At 52.8% G+C, this 15,729-nt stretch carries 15 protein-coding genes and 1 other RNA gene; 10 read left to right on the top strand and 6 right to left on the bottom strand.

Annotated elements, in window-relative coordinates; genetic code table 11:
- The first annotated feature begins 40 nt into the window (after nt 1–40).
- The 4 genes from IBT47_RS25580 to IBT47_RS25595 all read left to right on the top strand — a co-directional run bounded on the left by IBT47_RS25580 (nt 41) and on the right by IBT47_RS25595 (nt 5,144).
- The gene (locus tag IBT47_RS25580; RefSeq protein ID WP_200563924.1) at nt 41–1,174 is read left to right on the top strand and encodes an amidohydrolase/deacetylase family metallohydrolase; all 1,134 of its coding nucleotides are present in this window, start codon (nt 41–43) and stop codon (nt 1,172–1,174) included.
- Nucleotides 1,158–2,279, top strand: a complete 1,122-nt coding sequence (locus IBT47_RS25585; RefSeq protein WP_200563926.1) for a DgaE family pyridoxal phosphate-dependent ammonia lyase — start codon at nt 1,158–1,160, stop codon at nt 2,277–2,279. Before IBT47_RS25580 ends, IBT47_RS25585 begins: the two co-directional genes overlap by 17 nt.
- The gene (locus tag IBT47_RS25590; RefSeq protein ID WP_200563928.1) at nt 2,276–3,016 is read left to right on the top strand and encodes a KDGP aldolase family protein; all 741 of its coding nucleotides are present in this window, start codon (nt 2,276–2,278) and stop codon (nt 3,014–3,016) included. The genes IBT47_RS25585 and IBT47_RS25590 overlap by 4 nt, the downstream gene beginning before the upstream one ends.
- Before the next feature lie 217 nt (nt 3,017–3,233).
- Nucleotides 3,234–5,144, top strand: a complete 1,911-nt coding sequence (locus IBT47_RS25595) for a transcription antiterminator (protein WP_200563930.1) — start codon at nt 3,234–3,236, stop codon at nt 5,142–5,144.
- Between the two features lie 196 nt (nt 5,145–5,340).
- Here the strand turns inward: IBT47_RS25595 and dolP are convergent, their stop codons facing one another.
- Genes dolP through IBT47_RS25615 form a run of 4 tightly spaced genes read right to left on the bottom strand, consistent with a single transcriptional unit; the run spans nt 5,341 to nt 8,954 of the window.
- Nucleotides 5,341–5,913: a division/outer membrane stress-associated lipid-binding lipoprotein gene (dolP, locus tag IBT47_RS25600; RefSeq protein WP_200563931.1), complete on the bottom strand. Its 573-nt coding sequence runs from the start codon at nt 5,911–5,913 to the stop codon at nt 5,341–5,343.
- Nucleotides 5,914–5,923: 10 nt separating this feature from the next.
- Entirely contained in the window at nt 5,924–6,514 is a 591-nt protein-coding gene (gene diaA / locus IBT47_RS25605; RefSeq protein WP_105592050.1) for a DnaA initiator-associating protein DiaA, read from the bottom strand.
- A gap of 50 nt (nt 6,515–6,564) precedes the next feature.
- Nucleotides 6,565–6,957, bottom strand: coding sequence for a YraN family protein (locus tag IBT47_RS25610; RefSeq protein WP_200563933.1), 393 nt, complete (start codon nt 6,955–6,957; stop codon nt 6,565–6,567).
- The gene (locus IBT47_RS25615) at nt 6,915–8,954 is read right to left on the bottom strand and encodes a penicillin-binding protein activator (RefSeq protein ID WP_200563935.1); all 2,040 of its coding nucleotides are present in this window, start codon (nt 8,952–8,954) and stop codon (nt 6,915–6,917) included. The genes IBT47_RS25610 and IBT47_RS25615 overlap by 43 nt, the downstream gene beginning before the upstream one ends.
- Nucleotides 8,955–9,016: 62 nt before the next feature.
- Between IBT47_RS25615 and rsmI the strand changes: the two genes are divergently transcribed.
- The 3 genes from rsmI (at nt 9,017) to IBT47_RS25630 (ending at nt 11,062) form a co-directional block, all read left to right on the top strand.
- Nucleotides 9,017–9,880 carry a 16S rRNA (cytidine(1402)-2'-O)-methyltransferase gene (rsmI, locus tag IBT47_RS25620; protein WP_200563938.1) on the top strand — a complete coding sequence of 288 codons (864 nt, stop codon included), beginning with the start codon at nt 9,017–9,019 and terminating at the stop codon, nt 9,878–9,880.
- Nucleotides 9,881–9,912: 32 nt separating this feature from the next.
- Nucleotides 9,913–10,292, top strand: an RNA gene (gene rnpB, locus IBT47_RS25625) — RNase P RNA component class A.
- Nucleotides 10,293–10,636: 344 nt separating this feature from the next.
- Entirely contained in the window at nt 10,637–11,062 is a 426-nt protein-coding gene (locus IBT47_RS25630; RefSeq protein ID WP_200563941.1) for a hypothetical protein, read from the top strand.
- A 123-nt stretch (nt 11,063–11,185) separates the two neighbouring features.
- Here IBT47_RS25630 and IBT47_RS25635 read toward each other — a convergent pair.
- A protein-coding gene (locus tag IBT47_RS25635; RefSeq protein WP_200563944.1) for an IS3 family transposase occupies nt 11,186–12,306 on the bottom strand; the annotation gives its coding sequence in 2 pieces (ribosomal slippage) (nt 11,186–12,048 and nt 12,048–12,306; 1,122 coding nt in all).
- 502 nt (nt 12,307–12,808) lie between these two features.
- On the opposite strand from IBT47_RS25635, the gene IBT47_RS25640 reads away from it, so the two are divergent.
- From IBT47_RS25640 to IBT47_RS25650, 3 genes are read left to right on the top strand one after another with little or no spacing between them, the layout of a single operon-like run.
- On the top strand, nt 12,809–13,087 hold the full coding sequence (locus tag IBT47_RS25640) for a type II toxin-antitoxin system HigB family toxin (RefSeq protein WP_200563947.1): 279 nt from the start codon (nt 12,809–12,811) through the stop codon (nt 13,085–13,087).
- Nucleotides 13,077–14,285 carry an ImmA/IrrE family metallo-endopeptidase gene (locus IBT47_RS25645; RefSeq protein WP_200563949.1) on the top strand — a complete coding sequence of 403 codons (1,209 nt, stop codon included), beginning with the start codon at nt 13,077–13,079 and terminating at the stop codon, nt 14,283–14,285. The genes IBT47_RS25640 and IBT47_RS25645 overlap by 11 nt, the downstream gene beginning before the upstream one ends.
- A 20-nt stretch (nt 14,286–14,305) precedes the next feature.
- Nucleotides 14,306–15,433 carry a beta family protein gene (locus tag IBT47_RS25650; protein ID WP_200563951.1) on the top strand — a complete coding sequence of 376 codons (1,128 nt, stop codon included), beginning with the start codon at nt 14,306–14,308 and terminating at the stop codon, nt 15,431–15,433.
- 81 nt (nt 15,434–15,514) lie between these two features.
- Here the strand turns inward: IBT47_RS25650 and IBT47_RS27155 are convergent.
- Nucleotides 15,515–15,729: hypothetical protein (locus IBT47_RS27155; protein WP_234472106.1), on the bottom strand; the 215-nt coding region annotated here is incomplete at its 5' end.

A 15,729-nucleotide genomic window follows, 5' to 3' on the forward strand; every position in this document is an offset into this window, starting at 1 on the left:
CAACGTGGCGGCCTGTGCCGCCACGATCCGGAGGTTCACCATGTATGACCTGATTATCCGCAATGCCCGCCTCAGCGACGGTTCGTTAAGCGATGTGGCGTTACAGGCGGGGAAAATTGCCGCTGTGGGCGCCGTCACCGGCCCGGCAGCGCGGGAGTGGGATCTGGCCGGGCGCTACTGGCTGAGCGCGGGCTGGATTGATTCACACGTCCACTGCTATCCCAAATCACCGATCTACCACGATGAAGCCGATCGCATCGGTGTTGATACCGGTGTCACCACGGTGATCGATGCGGGCAGCACCGGTGCCGACGACGTGGATGATTTCTGGCAGCTTACGCGCGACTGCACCACCCGCGTTTACGCTCTGCTGAACATCGCCCGCAGCGGCATCCTGACCCAGAACGAGCTGGGCGATATGGCGAGGATCGATGGCCCTGCGCTGAAAGCAGCGTTACAGCGCCGTCCGGACTTTATCGTCGGCCTGAAGGCGCGCATCAGCAGCAGCGTCGTTGAGCAAAACGGCATTAAACCGCTGGAGCGGGCCAAAGCGCTGCAGAAAGAGAACGGCGATCTGCCGCTGATGGTTCACATCGGCAATAACCCGCCGAATCTGGATGAAATTGCCGATCTGCTGACCTCCGGCGACATCATCACCCACTGCTACAACGGCAAGCCAAACCGCATCCTGACCCCGGAAGGCCAGCTGCGTGCATCGGTCAGCCGGGCGATCCAGCGCGGTGTGCGGCTGGATGTCGGGCACGGCACCGCCAGCTTCAGCTTTGAGGTGGCGCGGGTAGCGATTGCTCAGGGCATTCTGCCGCAGACCATCAGTTCCGATATTTACTGCCGTAACCGCATTAACGGCCCGGTACACAGCCTGGCGCACGTGATGTCGAAGTTCCTGCACGTCGGCATGACGCTGCCGCAGGTGATCGACTGCGTGACCGTTCACGCCGCAGACGGACTGAAGCTGAAGGGCAAAGGGCGTCTGGAAGTGGGCTGCGATGCCGATCTGACCATTTTTGACCTGCAACAGCAGCCGTGCGTGTTTACCGACTCTGACGGCCACACGCTGGCTGGTGAAACGCAGCTGATACCGCTTGCCGCGATGGTAGGCGGGCAGGGATTCCTCACCGATGAAGGGAAAAAACGTAATGACTTCAGTTTATGAGAAATATGGCCTGAAACAGGTGATTAACGCCTCGGGCCGCATGACCATTCTGGGTGTTTCCACCCCGGCGGCAGACGTGGTGGAGACGGTAAAATACGGTCTTAACCACTACTTTGAGATGAAAGACCTGGTCAACACAACCGGCGCGTACATCGCTGGCCTGCTGAACTGCGAAGCGGCGGTAGTGGTTTCCTGCGCCTCCGCCGGTATTGCGCAGTCCGTGGCTGGCGTGATCGTTAAGGACAACGACTGGCTGCTGGAAAACCTGCACGCCGCGCCGCTGACCGTGCCGCACGATATCGTGCTGCCAAAAGGGCACAACGTGAACTTCGGCGCGCCGGTCGGCACCATGGTAACGCTGGGCGGCGGTCGTCTGGTTGAAGCGGGCTACGCCAATGAATGCTCACCGGAGCAGCTGTCGGCGGCGGTCACGCCAGACACGGCGGCGATCCTCTATATCAAATCCCACCACAGCGTGCAGAAAAGCCATTTGAGCGTGGAACAGGCGGTGGCCGTAGCACGCAAGCACGGCGTTCCACTGATTGTGGATGCCGCAGCGGAAGAGGATCTGCTGGCCTACACCGCGCTGGGTGCGGATCTGGTGATCTACAGCGGTGCTAAAGCGATCGAAGGCCCAACCAGCGGGTTGGTGATCGGCAAAAAGCAGCAGGTTGAGTGGGTTAAGCGCCAGTCGCTGGGCATTGGCCGGGCGATGAAGGTGGGTAAAGAGGGCATTCTTGGCCTGACCCAGGCGATTGAAAACTATCTGGTGCAGGAAAAAACCAGCGGTGCGCAGATGGTTGAGAAAATGACGCCGTTTATCACCAATCTCAATGGCCTGAACGGCATTCAGGCGCGCGTGGTGTGGGATGCCGCCGGGCGCGATATTGCCCGTGCGGAAATCCACTTCGACGAGTCGAGCATCGGCATGAGCACCGGCGAGATGGTACAGGCGCTGAAGACCGGCGAACAGGCGATCTATTTCCGCGGCTATAAGGCCAACGAAGGCATTGTTGAAGTTGACGTACGCAGCGTCTCCGCCGGGCAGCTGCACCAGATTTTTACCGCTATTCAGGATTTATTAGCCAGGGGAAAACAGGCATGAAACTGACACCAAAATTCTATCGCGATCGCGTATGTCTTAACGTACTGGCCGGTTCTAAACAGAACGCCCGTGATATCTGGGAAGCCGCTGAAGGCCACGTGCTGGTCGGCGTCCTGTCTAAAAACTACGACAGCGTGGACAGCGCGGTAAAAGATATGCGCGAGTATGCGGCGCTGATCGACAACGCGCTTTCCGTCGGGCTGGGCGCGGGCGATCCGAACCAGTCAGCGATGGTTAGTGCGATTTCGGCACAGGTTCAGCCGCAGCACGTGAACCAGGTGTTCACCAGCGTGGGTACCAGCCGCGCGCTGCTGGGCCAGACGGAAACCGTGGTCAACGGTCTGGCATCGCCTACCGGGCGTCCCGGCATGGTAAAAATCTCTACCGGTCCGCTGAGCTGCAAAGCGGAAGACGGCATTGTGCCGGTCGCTACGGCGATCGCGATGCTGAAAGATATGGGCGGCAGCTCGGTCAAGTTCTTCCCGATGGATAAGATGGTGGATATTAACGAGTTCCGCGCGCTGGCCGAAGCCTGCGCCGCGAACGACTTCTGGCTGGAGCCAACCGGCGGCATCGATCTGAACAACTACGAGACGATCCTGCGCATTGCGCTGGATGCCGGGGTAAGCAAAGTGATTCCGCACATCTACAGCTCGATCATTGATAAAGCCACCGGGCTGACCCGTCCGGCGGATGTCGCCACGCTGATGGCGATCACCCGCAAAGTGATGGCGTAAGCCGGATTTCCCGCCGTTGGACGATCGTTTTGATCTTATAACGGCGGGGAAAAATCTATTCTTTCCGAAACAAAATCTCGCACTTTTTGAATAAATTGCGATATCTGTCAAATGAAAATTTGCAGAGGCTGCTACGCTATTTTTTCGGCGCGAATAAAGGTAGGCTGAGTATAAAAACAACCCATAAAACGCTTCAATTTGATGATAATGGTACCCCGTGAGATTCCCCAACCAACGACTGGCACAGCTGTTTGACCTTCTGCAAAATGAAATCCTGCCGCAGGATGAACTGGCGCGCCGACTGGCCGTTTCCACCCGCACCGTACGCACCGACGTTACCGCCCTCAATGAACTGCTGGCCGACCACGGTGCCAGTTTTGTCCTTAGCCGCGGCGAAGGCTACCAGTTAAAGATTGATGATGCCGGGCGCTATGACCGCCTGCTGCAACAGTCAACGTCGAGCCTGCGTGTGCCGCGAACCTCAACGGAACGGGTTCATTACCTGTTAACCCGTTTTCTTACCTCGGCTTTTTCCCTCAAGCTGGAAGACCTGGCAGATGAATGGTTTGTCAGCCGCACCACGCTGCAGGGGGATATGGCAGAGGTGAGAGAATGGCTAAGCCGTTACGGCCTGGAGATTGAAACCCGGCCACGTTACGGCATGAAGCTGTTCGGCAGTGAAGCGGCGATGCGCACCTGCCTGACCGATCTGCTCTATCAGCTGGCGCAGGAGGATGCCGACAGCCCGTTGCTAAAGCTGGAAGCGCTGAACCGGGGTATGCTGACCACGCTGCAACCGATGCTGCTTGATTGCCTGTCGCGCTTTAATATCCGCCTGGCCGACGATGCCGAGCTGTATCTGCGTCTCTACTGCGCGGTAGCGGTGCGCCGCATCGCCGAGGGTTATCCGCTGTCTGATTTTATTGCCGCAGACGTCGCCGACGATGTGCGCGATGCGGCTCGCCACATTATTAACCTAATGCGCCCGATTACCGGTAAAAGTATCTCTCCGGCGGAAGAGGCCTGGCTACAGGTGCATATTGCCGCCAGGCGCATTGAAGAATCTGCACCCAGCGCCATCAGCCCGGACGATGGCGAATCGCTGGTGGATTACATCCTCAACTACATCAACAGCCATTACGGTTTTAATCTGCAAAACGACCCGCAGCTGCGTGCCGATCTGCTGACGCATATTAAAACCATGATTACCCGGGTGCGCTACCAGATTAATATCCCCAATCCGCTGCTGGCGAATATCAAACAGCACTATCCGATGGCGTACGATGTCACGCTGGCGGCGGTCTCCAGCTGGGGTAAATATACCCCCTATGCCATCAGCGAAAACGAAGTAGGATTCCTGGTGCTGCATATCGGCGTCGGGCTGGAGCGCCACTATAACGTTGGCTATCAGCGCTATCCGCTGGTGCTGCTGGTCTGCGATACCGGCAACTCGACGGTACGGATGATCCAGGCGATGCTGATGCGTAAATACCCGCAGATTGAAGTGCGCCGCATCATTTCCCTGCGTGAATACGAGCAGCTGGCGGCGGTGGAAGAAGACTTCGTGATTTCCACCGCGCGGCTCAGCGATAAAGATAAGCCGGTGGTGGTGATGTCGCCGTTCCCCACCGATTTTCAGCTCGAACAGCTGGGCAAGCAGGTGCTGCTGGATCGCACCCGCCCTTACATGCTGGAGAAGTTTTTTGACGCCAGCCACTTCTGCATTATCGATCGTGAGATCGATCGTTCCGAGCTGTTCCGCCAGCTGTGCGATCGGCTGGAGAATGAAGGGATCGTTGACGAGACATTTTACCCGTCTGTCGAAGAGCGCGAAGCGATTGTCAGCACCATGCTGGGCGAGGGGATTGCGCTGCCGCACTCTCTTGGCCTGCTATCGAAGAAGACCTGCGTTTATACGGTGCTGGCTCCACAGGGGATTAAATGGGGCGATGAAACCGCCTATGTCATTTTCCTGCTGGCGATCAGCAAAAGTGAGTATGAAGAGGCGATGGCGATCTACGATCTGTTCGTGACGTTTATGCGTGAACGGGCGATGACGCGGCTGCGGGACAGCAAGGATTTTGACAGTTTCAAAGCGGTGGCGATGGACTGTTTGAGTCGGTTGTAGAAAAAGCGGGAAGGGCAGGAAAGGGCAGGAATTTGCCACCCGCCAGCGGGTGAACGACAGATTATCACGCTGAATCCGCTGAATCCGCTGAATCCGCTGAATCCGCTGAACGGCAGAGCCAGGAGGGTTCCAGAGTCGTGCTATGAAAACTGCGGCGGGTTCCTTCCCGCCTTCAATCACGTTCTCAATACGGACTTTACTTCAGAATCGTAAACGCCGTGGTGACGTGCTTAACGCCGCTGACCCGGCTGGCGATATCCGCTGCCGCTTTTGCTTCTTCGTTCGTCACCAGACCGAGCAGGAACACCTCGCCGTTCTCGGTGGTCACCTTCACGTTAGATGATTTTACCTGGTCGCTGCCCAGCAGCTGAGAACGCACTTTGGTGGTGATCCAGGTATCGGAAGAGGCAGTGCCAAAGCTGACTTTATTGGCGGTACGGATCTCGTTATAGACCTCGGTTGCGCCATCAACGCCTACGGCGATCTGTTTAGCCCGCGTGGCCAGCTCTGCGTTTGGCGACTGGCCGGTCAGCAGCACTTTGCCCTGGTAAGCGGTGGCTACGATATGGGTGTTCTGTTTGATCTGTTCATCTTTCGACAGCGCATTGCTGACGCGCAGTTCCAGCGTGCCGTCATCCACCTGAGTACCAACGGTACGCGGGTCCGTGGCGCTCTTAGTCGCGACGGCGGCGCTACCCACGACTGCGGCGACGCAGCCCTGTAACATCAATGCGGTGAGAATAACTGCCGTTGCAGATAATGCCTTCATTTAAGCTCCTTTAGACATCCTGGTGGGGAAATAAAGTGTTATCTATCAAATCGCACAGGCAATTCACGGTCAGCATATGCATCTCCTGAATCCTGGCGCTGCGGTGCGAGGGAATACGGATCTCCACATCCTGCGGGCCCAGTAAACCGGCGAGCTCTCCGCCATCGTAACCGGTAAGCGCGATGATAGTCATATCGCGCGTTACCGCGGCTTCTACTGCTTTCACGATATCGCGGCTGTTACCGCGGGTTGAAATGGCCAGCAGGATGTCCCCTGCATGGCCCAGTGCACGAACCTGCTTGGCGTAAATCTCGTCGTGCAGACGATCGTTACCAATCGCCGTCAGCAGCACATTATCCGCGCTGAGGGCAATTGCAGGCAGGCTCGGGCGTTCGGTCTCAAAACGGTTGATCATACTGGCAGCAAAATGCTGGGCATTGGCACTGGAGGTTCCGTTGCCACAACTCAGGATTTTGTTCCCATTCAACAGCGACTGCACGATGGTCATCGCAGCGCGGGAAATCGCATCGGGAAGCGCTTCCGCTGCGGCGATTTGTGTTTGAATACTCTCAGTAAAACAGACTTTAATTCTTTCCAGCACGTCATTCACCTGGTTAGTTTTCGCGGTCTTCGACCTGTCATTCAGCGCCGTTACTCAGCGGTAAACGCATTGGGCAGCCATTCAACCCGTTCCCCGGTAATGGCGACCACATCAAAACGGCAGTCGACAGTGTCAAAGCTTTGACCACGGCTATGCAGCCAAAGTGCTGCCGCTCGCAATAGTTTTTGTTGTTTACTGCGGGTGACGCTAGCTACCGCCCCACCAAAATGGTCAGAACGGCGATAGCGAACCTCAACAAAAACCCATATTTGCCGGTCACGCATAATCAGATCGAGTTCCCCCGATCGGTAGCGAACATTCGCGGCGACAAAGCGCAGACCGGCTGTTTCCAGCAGGCGGCGCGCTTGTTTTTCACGCATCGCCCCCTGCTGCTGTCGACTCAGGATGCCGGAACGATTTGCCCCTGACGATACTGGCTCCATGCTAACTTCCTGTTAATCACGCAGTCCTGTGTTGCGCTCAGATTGCCGGTATTGCCTTTCAGCTGGAAGCCCGGCAACTGGCGCATTTCACTGAAGTGGTTGGCCAGAGACCAGGCATCAATGCCCATCGCATACAGGCGAACCAGTGAGTAGTCATTGTTAAACTTCTTCGCCGCCTGCTGCATCAGTGCGGTGTTTGCGCCGGAGAGCAGCGGAACATCGCTGAACTGCAGGCCGTCCAGCTCCAGACGATAGTCCGGGCCGGCACCGGCCTGGTTGCTGCGCGAACTCGCGTACAGGCTGACGTTATCACGGCTGCTGACGCGCATCGCGATCATTGGCTTAATCAGCGTCAGCTCGCTCTGCGTGGCGATAATATAGACAGAGTCCACGCTGCCGCCGGAGTTGGCGGTATCCGCAGCCGGGGCATCGCTCACCGGAGCTGGAATATTCAGACCGGCAATGGTCACGCCCTGAGGCTGGGCTGGCTGCACGTTAACCGGGGTTCCGCTCAGGCGAATACCCGCGCCGCTGTTGATGCCCTGCTTCAGTTCAGCGGTAGAACCAAACTGCTGCTGCAGTACAGTACCGCCACCCAGCTGCTGCCACTCCGTAGCGAAGGCTTTGATGACGCGGTCGCCCAGCGAGCTGCGTGGCACCAGCAGCAGCGGAGAGCGCTTGCCCTGATCCCACATATGATGCGCGGCATCGCGCGCTTCGTCTTCAGGAGAAAGCGCAAAGTAGCAAATATTCGGACGGTTCTGGATCGTTTCCGGCTCGTTAAGCGCCAGCACGTTAAGCGCTGTCGGGCTGGCGACCACCTGCTCAACCTGATTTTTCAGCAGCGGACCCACAACCAGCGTGGCACCGTCGTTCTGTGCCTGGGTCAGCAGCTGATCCACCGGCTGGGTGCTGGTGTCATAAACCTGAACCTGGGTGCTGCCTGACGGGGCTGCTGTTTCCACGCTGTTGGACGCCACCGGCTGTGGCTGTGCGGCATCCGGTTGAGTCGTGCCGTCCGTCGGTGCGGCTGACGGACTGACCACCGCATTGGCATCGGTCGCCGCAGCGTCAGGATTGGCTGTGGCATCAGGTGCCTGAATCGGCGCCGCAGGCGCAGCGGACTGCATCAGCGTACCGTTCTTCGCGTCGTTAAAACCCTGCTGGATGGCGTTGGCAAAGACCTGCGCCTGGCCGCTCAGCGGCAGCAGCAGAGCGATTTTACCGGTCGACCCCTGCTGGAAGTTCTTTACCTGGCTTAACGCCGACGGCAGCATTTTTGCCGCCGGGTTGTACGGATAGCGGTTCTGCCAGTCACTGATACCGGCCTTCAGCATATCAGGATCGTTGCTGTTGGCTTTATACACGCCCAGCAGATCCAGCCACCCTTGCAGCACGTTCTCGTTTGCATTGATGGTCACGTTGTTCAGCTGATCCTGCGTCATCTGACTCAGTGCCTGCCAGGTGGCATCGATATTTGCCTGCTTCTCAGCCGGGTTGGCGAGCAGCGGTTCCTGAGCAATATAGGCACGCAGCACGTCCAGCGTCGGGCGGCCCTGGCCAATCGCGATCTGTAACTGGTAGTAGCGGGCCTGCTGATCTTTCGAGAGCGATGCGACATCAACCTGCTTCAGCCTGTCGGCCGCCAGCGGGAAATTCTGCTCAATCACGTGCAGCTGCGCCTGCAACAGCAGCTGTTCCTGGCTCTGGGTGGCATCAAGCTGCTGCGGCAGCTGGGAGAGCTGCTGATTAGCCTGCGGCAGTTTGCCTTCATTCAACAGTGCTCTGATTGCGAGTAATTGCCAGCCAACCTTGTTATCATCTGAACTTTGCTGCATCTGCTGCAGATAATAGTCAGAGGTGCCGGTGGCAGCGCCCTGGACATTCGCCGGTGGCGTTTGCGGTGCCTGGCCGGTACATCCGGCAAAAATCAGGGCGGCCAGCAGAAGCGGCAGGCTGCGCCCGGCTTTGCTACGAACTACTTTCGAAGGAAGCATACTGTATCCAGTGATGTTTTTTTCAAGATGCTCAATATTAAATCGGCTATTCGGATCAAACAATGAAACAACACGATCGGGCAGATATTTCTGCCAGCACGCTCTATATCGTTCCAACACCGATTGGTAACCTGGGCGATATCACCCAGCGGGCACTGACGGTGCTTGCGAGCGTCGATCTGATCGCTGCGGAAGATACACGTCATACCGGACTGTTGCTACAACATTTCGCCATCAATGCGCGGCTCTTCGCATTGCACGACCATAACGAACAGCAGAAAGCAGAATCGCTGCTGGCGAAGCTCCGTGAGGGACAAAGCATAGCCTTAGTTTCCGATGCCGGCACGCCGCTGATCAACGATCCGGGCTATCATCTGGTGCGTTTATGCCGCGAAGCGGGGATCCGCGTGGTGCCGCTGCCGGGTGCCTGTGCTGCGGTAACAGCATTAAGTGCGGCGGGGTTACCGTCCGATCGATTCTGTTACGAAGGTTTTCTGCCCGCCAAAAGCAAAGGTCGCTGCGATACCCTGCGCGCGCTGGAGCAGGAGCCGCGCACGCTGATTTTTTATGAATCCACCCACCGTTTAATCGACAGTTTGCAGGATATGGTGACGGTACTGGGGCCAGACCGTTATGTGGTGCTGGCGCGTGAAATCACCAAAACCTGGGAGTCGATTCAGGGCGCGCCGCTGGGCGAGTTGCTGGCGTGGGTGCTGGAAGATGAGAACCGCCGCAAAGGCGAAATGGTGCTGATCGTGGAAGGTTATCACGCCGAAGAGGATGCACTGCCGCCGGAAGCGCTGCGCACGCTGGCGCTGCTGCAGGCCGAACTGCCGCTGAAAAAAGCCGCAGCGCTGACCGCCGAAATTCACGGGGTGAAAAAAAATGCCCTGTATAAGTACGCCCTTGAGCAGCAGGGTGAGTGACAACTCATAGAAAACGCTATACACTGCGCGCCGAAGCTGACCAGACAGTCGCCGCTTTGTTGCCGTCCCCCCTCGGGGGAGACAGACAGAGGGGAGGAAAGTCCGGGCTCCATAGGGCAGGGTGCCAGGTAACGCCTGGGGGGCGCAAGCCCACGACCAGTGCAACAGAGAGCAAACCGCCGATGGCCCACGCAAGTGGGATCAGGTAAGGGTGAAAGGGTGCGGTAAGAGCGCACCGCGCGGCTGGTAACAGTTCGCGGCACGGTAAACTCCACCCGGAGCAAGGCCAAATAGGGGTTCATAAGGTACGGCCCGTACTGAACCCGGGTAGGCTGCTTGAGCCAGTGAGCGATTGCTGGCCTAGATGAATGACTGTCCACGACAGAACCCGGCTTAACGGTCAGCTTCAACTCATTCAAAAACAATACGTTGGTGTGTCTCAGGTGCTCAGAAGCAAAATGGGATACATTATGGGATACACCAACGGTTGTATCATCCCCCATACACTCCTTCGAAACGACATTTACTATGTCTACTTTCGATTTACTGAACGTCAGTTTTTTCGTTGTTCTTTGGGAACTGATAGCCCCCGTCGCTGCCGGTTTATCATTTCTCGCCTTAGCCCGTACATATCGCTCTTCAGACTTGGTAGGATAGGGCGCGGACAACTTCTCAAGATAATAAAAACGATGAAAAAACTAACGACGCAGGACATTGATTTATTCGTAGCGGGTATGAACGCCGAGATCTTGCAGTATGTGGAAGATATTCCCTATTCCCGGCGAAGCACGTACTGAACGGTTAAATAATGAAGAACCTACGCCGATAGAGTTTAGAGAAGCATGTTCCTCCTTTTTCCAGGAACATTTTCAGGATGCACTTTTCAGCGGTGATGAGTCAGGAGCGGAAAACTACTTTAGACGGGCGCTGTCATCGAAATGTGACATCCAAGTGATGGAAAAAGAAATCGCGTCCGCCGCTGCAAATTACGCCGTGCTTTTGCACCAGTCCCAAGAAGCTCACTCTGCATTTTTACGAAAAGATATTACTCGTTACTCACAGATTGTATCGAACATAAAACAAAATGCTCCTGTACCCAGATCCGTACAGAATGCCGCTTCTGAAAGTGCCAGCCAGTGCACACTTACCTTAACTGAAGCCTGGAAGGGGTTTAAAAATTAAGTCGGACTGGACTCCCAAGAATCGTCAGGAAAGTGAAAAGTATTACGAAGTCATAGAGGCTGTTCTTGGTGCTGATACTATCGTTGATAGCATCTAACCTGCCCCCAGAATTAGATACAACCGTCAGTTAGTAATGTCGATTTGTTCACCTTCACATTTTTCATTTCGCCACCGTGCTGCAAACTCTGATGGCGTCTGATAATTTAGTGCCGAATGTGGACGACACTCGTTATAATCCTGCCGCCAGTCGTTAATGATTTTCTTGGCGTGAACGATATCGCTGAACCAGTGATCATTCAGACATTCATCGCGAAATCGTCCGTTAAAGCTCTCAATAAATCCGTTCTGCGTTGGCTTGCCCGGCTGGATTAAGCGTAACTCAACACCATGCTCAAAGGCCCATTGATCCAGTGCGCGGCAAGTGAACTCCGGCCCTAGGTCCGTTCTTATCGTCGCCGGATAGCCCCGAAACATTGCAATACTGTCCAGAATACGCGTGACCTGAACGCCTGAAATCCCGAATGCAGTGATAATTGTTAGACACTCCTTCGTGAAGTCGTCCACACAGGTCAGGCACTTGATCCTGCGACCGTTGGCCAGCGCGTCCATGACGAAATCTATTGACCAGGTCAGGTTGGGCGCTGCCGGGCGGAGCAGCGGCAGACGTTCCGTTGCCAGGCCTTTATGACGTCGTCTGTGTTTTACGCCCAGCCCGCTGAGATGATAAAGGCGGTACACGTGCTTGTGATTAACACGAAGGCCTTCACGACGCAGTAACTGCCAGATGCGGCGGTAGCCAAAACGCCTGCGCTCCAGTGCCAGTTCAGTGATGCGCCCTGATAAATGCGCATCAGCCGCCGGACGCTGAGCCTCGTAGCGGCAGGTCGACAGAGACAAACCTGTAAGCCTGCAGGCACGGCGTTGCGACAGGTCCGTTGTCTCACACATGACTTCCACGGCTTCCCGCTTCTGGTCTGTCGTCAGAACTTTCGGCCCAGAGCCACCTGAAGCGCCTCCTTATCCAGCATAGCTTCAGCGAACAGCTTCTTGAGTCTGGCGTTCTCTTCCTCAAGCGACTTCAGGCGCTTAACCTCAGGCACTTCCATACCGCCATACTTCTTACGCCATGTGTAAAACGTGGCGTAAGAAATAGCATGCTTGCGGCAGAGCTCACGGGTAGAAATCCCAGCTTCAGCCTCGCGGAGGATACTGATGATCTGTTCGTCGGAAAAACGCTTCTTCATGGGGATATCCTCATGTGACTTATGAAGACATTACTAACATCGCGGTGTATTAATCAATGGGGAGCAGGTCAGGGAACACCATCGGCGCAGCCATGTAGATATAGAAGTACAGATTCTTTTTTTCAGTTGCTTAGTAGTCAAAGCAGCCATTCTTTCATGCTGTGAAGTGAAAGTTTCAGGCGCTTACTTTAACCAGTTTTATTAATTATTTATATCAAATCGATCATCTTTATTGATCAGCATGATTGAAATACTTTCATGTGGGGCACTCAACAATGAGTCGGCAGTGATAACAGTGAGGAGATGAGTAATGGAACAGAAATGGTGTTCACATTACTCTCTTGCATCCGTAGGTAGCTCTTTACATTGATGAATTTTTATTCTCAGTATGGTATATGTGGGTATTGAGTTGAAGAAATGTCATCTTGTTCCATTTTTGGGAACGTGGGTTGACAGTGTCGATGATGAACATTATTATGTTCCCAGATTAGGAACAAGATGTATGGCTATGCGGCTACTCGGAAGAGATAAGTTGGAAGAACTTAAGCGCTATGAGCCTTCCAGTAAAAACTGGATTGATGCGTGGTCAACAGAGTTAAGTTTAAGCAATTGGAAATCAAAGGAAGAAGTGAAAAAGCACTTTCCCAAAGTAGAAAATATTGGTGATCAAATCTTTGTTTTTAAGGTGGATTGCTGTGCTTCTTATGTTGAAACGATCATTGATTTCAATCGGTTGTTGGTTCTTGTTACCTCTGTGAAGGGTAATGATAATGGATATTAGAGTAATTAGAACAGATAGGCAGCATCAGGAGTATTTGGAACGTATACATTCGTTATTAGTTATGATGCCGTCTCCTGGAACTGATGAAAATGAGGAGTTAGAGTTACTTATCACACTCGTAGAAGCATACGAGAACTCTAAATATCCTATAGAGCCACCAGATCCAATCGATGCTATTACGTTCCGTATGCACGAGAAAGGGTTAAAACAAGTTGATCTTGTACCCTATTTGGGAACAAGAAGTAGAGTTTCTGAAATTTTGTCAAGGAAAAGACCTTTGACTGTTCCGATGATAAAAGCACTTTCAATCGGACTTGGCATTTCTACTGATACGTTGATAGGTATAAATGCTGATCAGAACAAAACAGGTGATGATAATGTTGACTGGTCTAAGTTTCCGATTAAAGAAATGATTGGGAGAGGATGGATTTCTGAAGCCAGTGATACGATAAAAAAATCCACAGAAGAACTAATTAAAGGATTTATTAATCAAATTGGCTGGCAAACAGGTAATGTCGCATTTAAGAGAACCCTTTCTGGGGATGCGTATTCCCCTTCAACAAAATATGCACTTTATGCATGGGTAAGTAGAGTTGTGCAGCGAGCGCGTGAACGTAAAAATCTGCTTGGGACCTTTAACCCAGCAATTTTTTCTACAAGTTTCTTGAGGGATTTGGCACAACTAAGCTGGTTTGAAACAGGCCCCTTACTTGCTCTTGAATTTCTTGAAAAACATGGAATAGCCGTTGTTATCGAACCAAGCTTAAAAGGTACTCGCATAGACGGAGCAGCATTAAAGGATATTGACGGCATGCCGATAGTTGGTTTGACATTGAGACATGACCGTCTCGATAATTTTTGGTTCACACTACTCCATGAAGTTGCTCATATATGGAAACACGTTCATTCTGAAGAGACATTTTTAGATGATATTGATGCTACTTCTGACGATAGGCAGGAATCTGAAGCAAATCGGCTTGCTAGGGAAGCATTTATACCTAGGGCAGTCTGGAAGAGAAGTGATGCATACTCTTCTCCGTCTAAAGAAACCATCGATTGTCTTTCTAGGGAACTGAAGATTAATCCGGCAATCATTGCTGGGAGAATAAGACGTGAAAGTGGTAACTACCGCCTGTTTGCTGATCTCATAGGGCAAGGCGAAGTAAGTAGAATATTAAACGCTTCAAACGTGAATTGAAACCTCAGGAGAACTGAACCATGTACCCTACATACGTGCCGATCCTAAGAGCAAAAGCTGGTGAGTTTGAAGCATTGAAAAGACTGAAACCTGCTTACTCGCAAAAAATTTGGCCATTTTTTGAAATTCCCCAATTAACTGAGAACGATAAGAAATCTAAGGCCTTAAGCGGCTCATCTCAGATGAAAAAGGATTTTCTTACTAAGATTGCGGATGGAATCAATAACGCGAATTCATCATCATCAATATTTTTCGACTTTTTTGATTGGAAAGCAGATAGCTACATTGAAACAGGTGAGCATGTTTTGAGCTACATGTACAGAGCCTTAGCCTCAAGTGGATCACTTGTACATCCAGTTATAGGATTCGACCGTTGGGATATCCTAGACTATCAAAATGCCTTGAAAGGATTAGTTGTGCCCGAAGGGACAATGTATTGTTTACGTATTGATTCTACATCTATAGATGATGCGTACGATGTAGATTATTTTACAGATACGATTCATGAGATTCTGGATTCGCTTGGACTTTCCAGTGCTGAAGTGATGGTAATGTTTGATTTTGGTGATGTTACTCATAAGTCTATTGTATCAATGCATGCCGATATGCAGCATCTCATTACCGCCGTTGATGAGTTTGGTTTTGCTAGTATCATGATAGCGGGTTGCTCGTTCCCAATAATCATAAATGATGCAGTAAAGGAAGTGGATTCAACAGACCTCGTTGAACGTAAGGAAATGCATGTTTGGAAGGCAATTTATTCTGATATGCAATCACCATTTCTTTTTGCTGATTATGGTATTCGAAATCCCAAAGGTGCTGATGGTGTAAAAGCAACTCATGCTAACGGGAAAATTAGGTATACCATTGAAAATAAATATTTTGTTGCAAGGGGTCACTCTAAGCAAAAGGGTAATAAAGGGGCGCAAATGTATGACTTGGCAAGAGTCATTGTCAAATCTCCTTACTATTTAGGGGCAGGCTTTAGTTGGGGAGATGAGAGAATTGAGGCTTGCAGCAGAGAAGAAATTAAGGGTGGCCCGACCCAGTGGATTAGCTACGATACCAACCATCATATGAGTTTTGTTGTTGAGGAAGTCTCAGAGTTTCAACGCAGTCGTATTACGCCAAGAATTGTTACCGCATAAATCATCTTAAAATTATGGTAGCGTACTGTAAACAGAATGGCTGGGCTTTGTCCCGGCCTTTCTTTTGTCTGTTAACCTGCTTTATCTGTCACACAAAGTGAGATACAGTCTGCGACACAAGACAACCCCAGCGCTGTAGATGCCTGACGTATGGTTGAACGAAGCCGCCTTAACGGTCAGCTTCAACTTCTTCGATAAAAAACCCGCTTCGGCGGGTTTTTGCTTTGTGGCAGATGAATGACTGTCTGTAAATAGACCCGTTTTAGTTCCACGCATTTTTTGAGATCCCGGCCAGA

The sequence above is a fragment of the Erwinia sp. S43 genome, from assembly GCF_016624745.1.
In the GTDB taxonomy this organism is placed as follows: domain Bacteria; phylum Pseudomonadota; class Gammaproteobacteria; order Enterobacterales; family Enterobacteriaceae; genus Erwinia; species Erwinia coffeiphila.

What these genes read in the sequence shown, in the direction of transcription:
- IBT47_RS25580 (WP_200563924.1), top strand. Translation starts at nt 41, where the DNA reads ATGTATGACCTGATTATCCGCAATGCCCGCCTCAGCGACGGTTCGTTA.
- IBT47_RS25585 (WP_200563926.1), top strand. Translation starts at nt 1,158, where the DNA reads ATGACTTCAGTTTATGAGAAATATGGCCTGAAACAGGTGATTAACGCC.
- IBT47_RS25590 (WP_200563928.1), top strand. Translation starts at nt 2,276, where the DNA reads ATGAAACTGACACCAAAATTCTATCGCGATCGCGTATGTCTTAACGTA.
- dolP (WP_200563931.1), bottom strand. Translation starts at nt 5,913, where the DNA reads ATGAAGGCATTATCTGCAACGGCAGTTATTCTCACCGCATTGATGTTA.
- IBT47_RS25610 (WP_200563933.1), bottom strand. Translation starts at nt 6,957, where the DNA reads ATGGAGCCAGTATCGTCAGGGGCAAATCGTTCCGGCATCCTGAGTCGA.
- IBT47_RS25615 (WP_200563935.1), bottom strand. Translation starts at nt 8,954, where the DNA reads ATGCTTCCTTCGAAAGTAGTTCGTAGCAAAGCCGGGCGCAGCCTGCCG.
- rsmI (WP_200563938.1), top strand. Translation starts at nt 9,017, where the DNA reads ATGAAACAACACGATCGGGCAGATATTTCTGCCAGCACGCTCTATATC.
- IBT47_RS25630 (WP_200563941.1), top strand. Translation starts at nt 10,637, where the DNA reads ATGTGGAAGATATTCCCTATTCCCGGCGAAGCACGTACTGAACGGTTA.
- IBT47_RS25640 (WP_200563947.1), top strand. Translation starts at nt 12,809, where the DNA reads ATGGCTATGCGGCTACTCGGAAGAGATAAGTTGGAAGAACTTAAGCGC.
- IBT47_RS25645 (WP_200563949.1), top strand. Translation starts at nt 13,077, where the DNA reads ATGGATATTAGAGTAATTAGAACAGATAGGCAGCATCAGGAGTATTTG.
- IBT47_RS25650 (WP_200563951.1), top strand. Translation starts at nt 14,306, where the DNA reads ATGTACCCTACATACGTGCCGATCCTAAGAGCAAAAGCTGGTGAGTTT.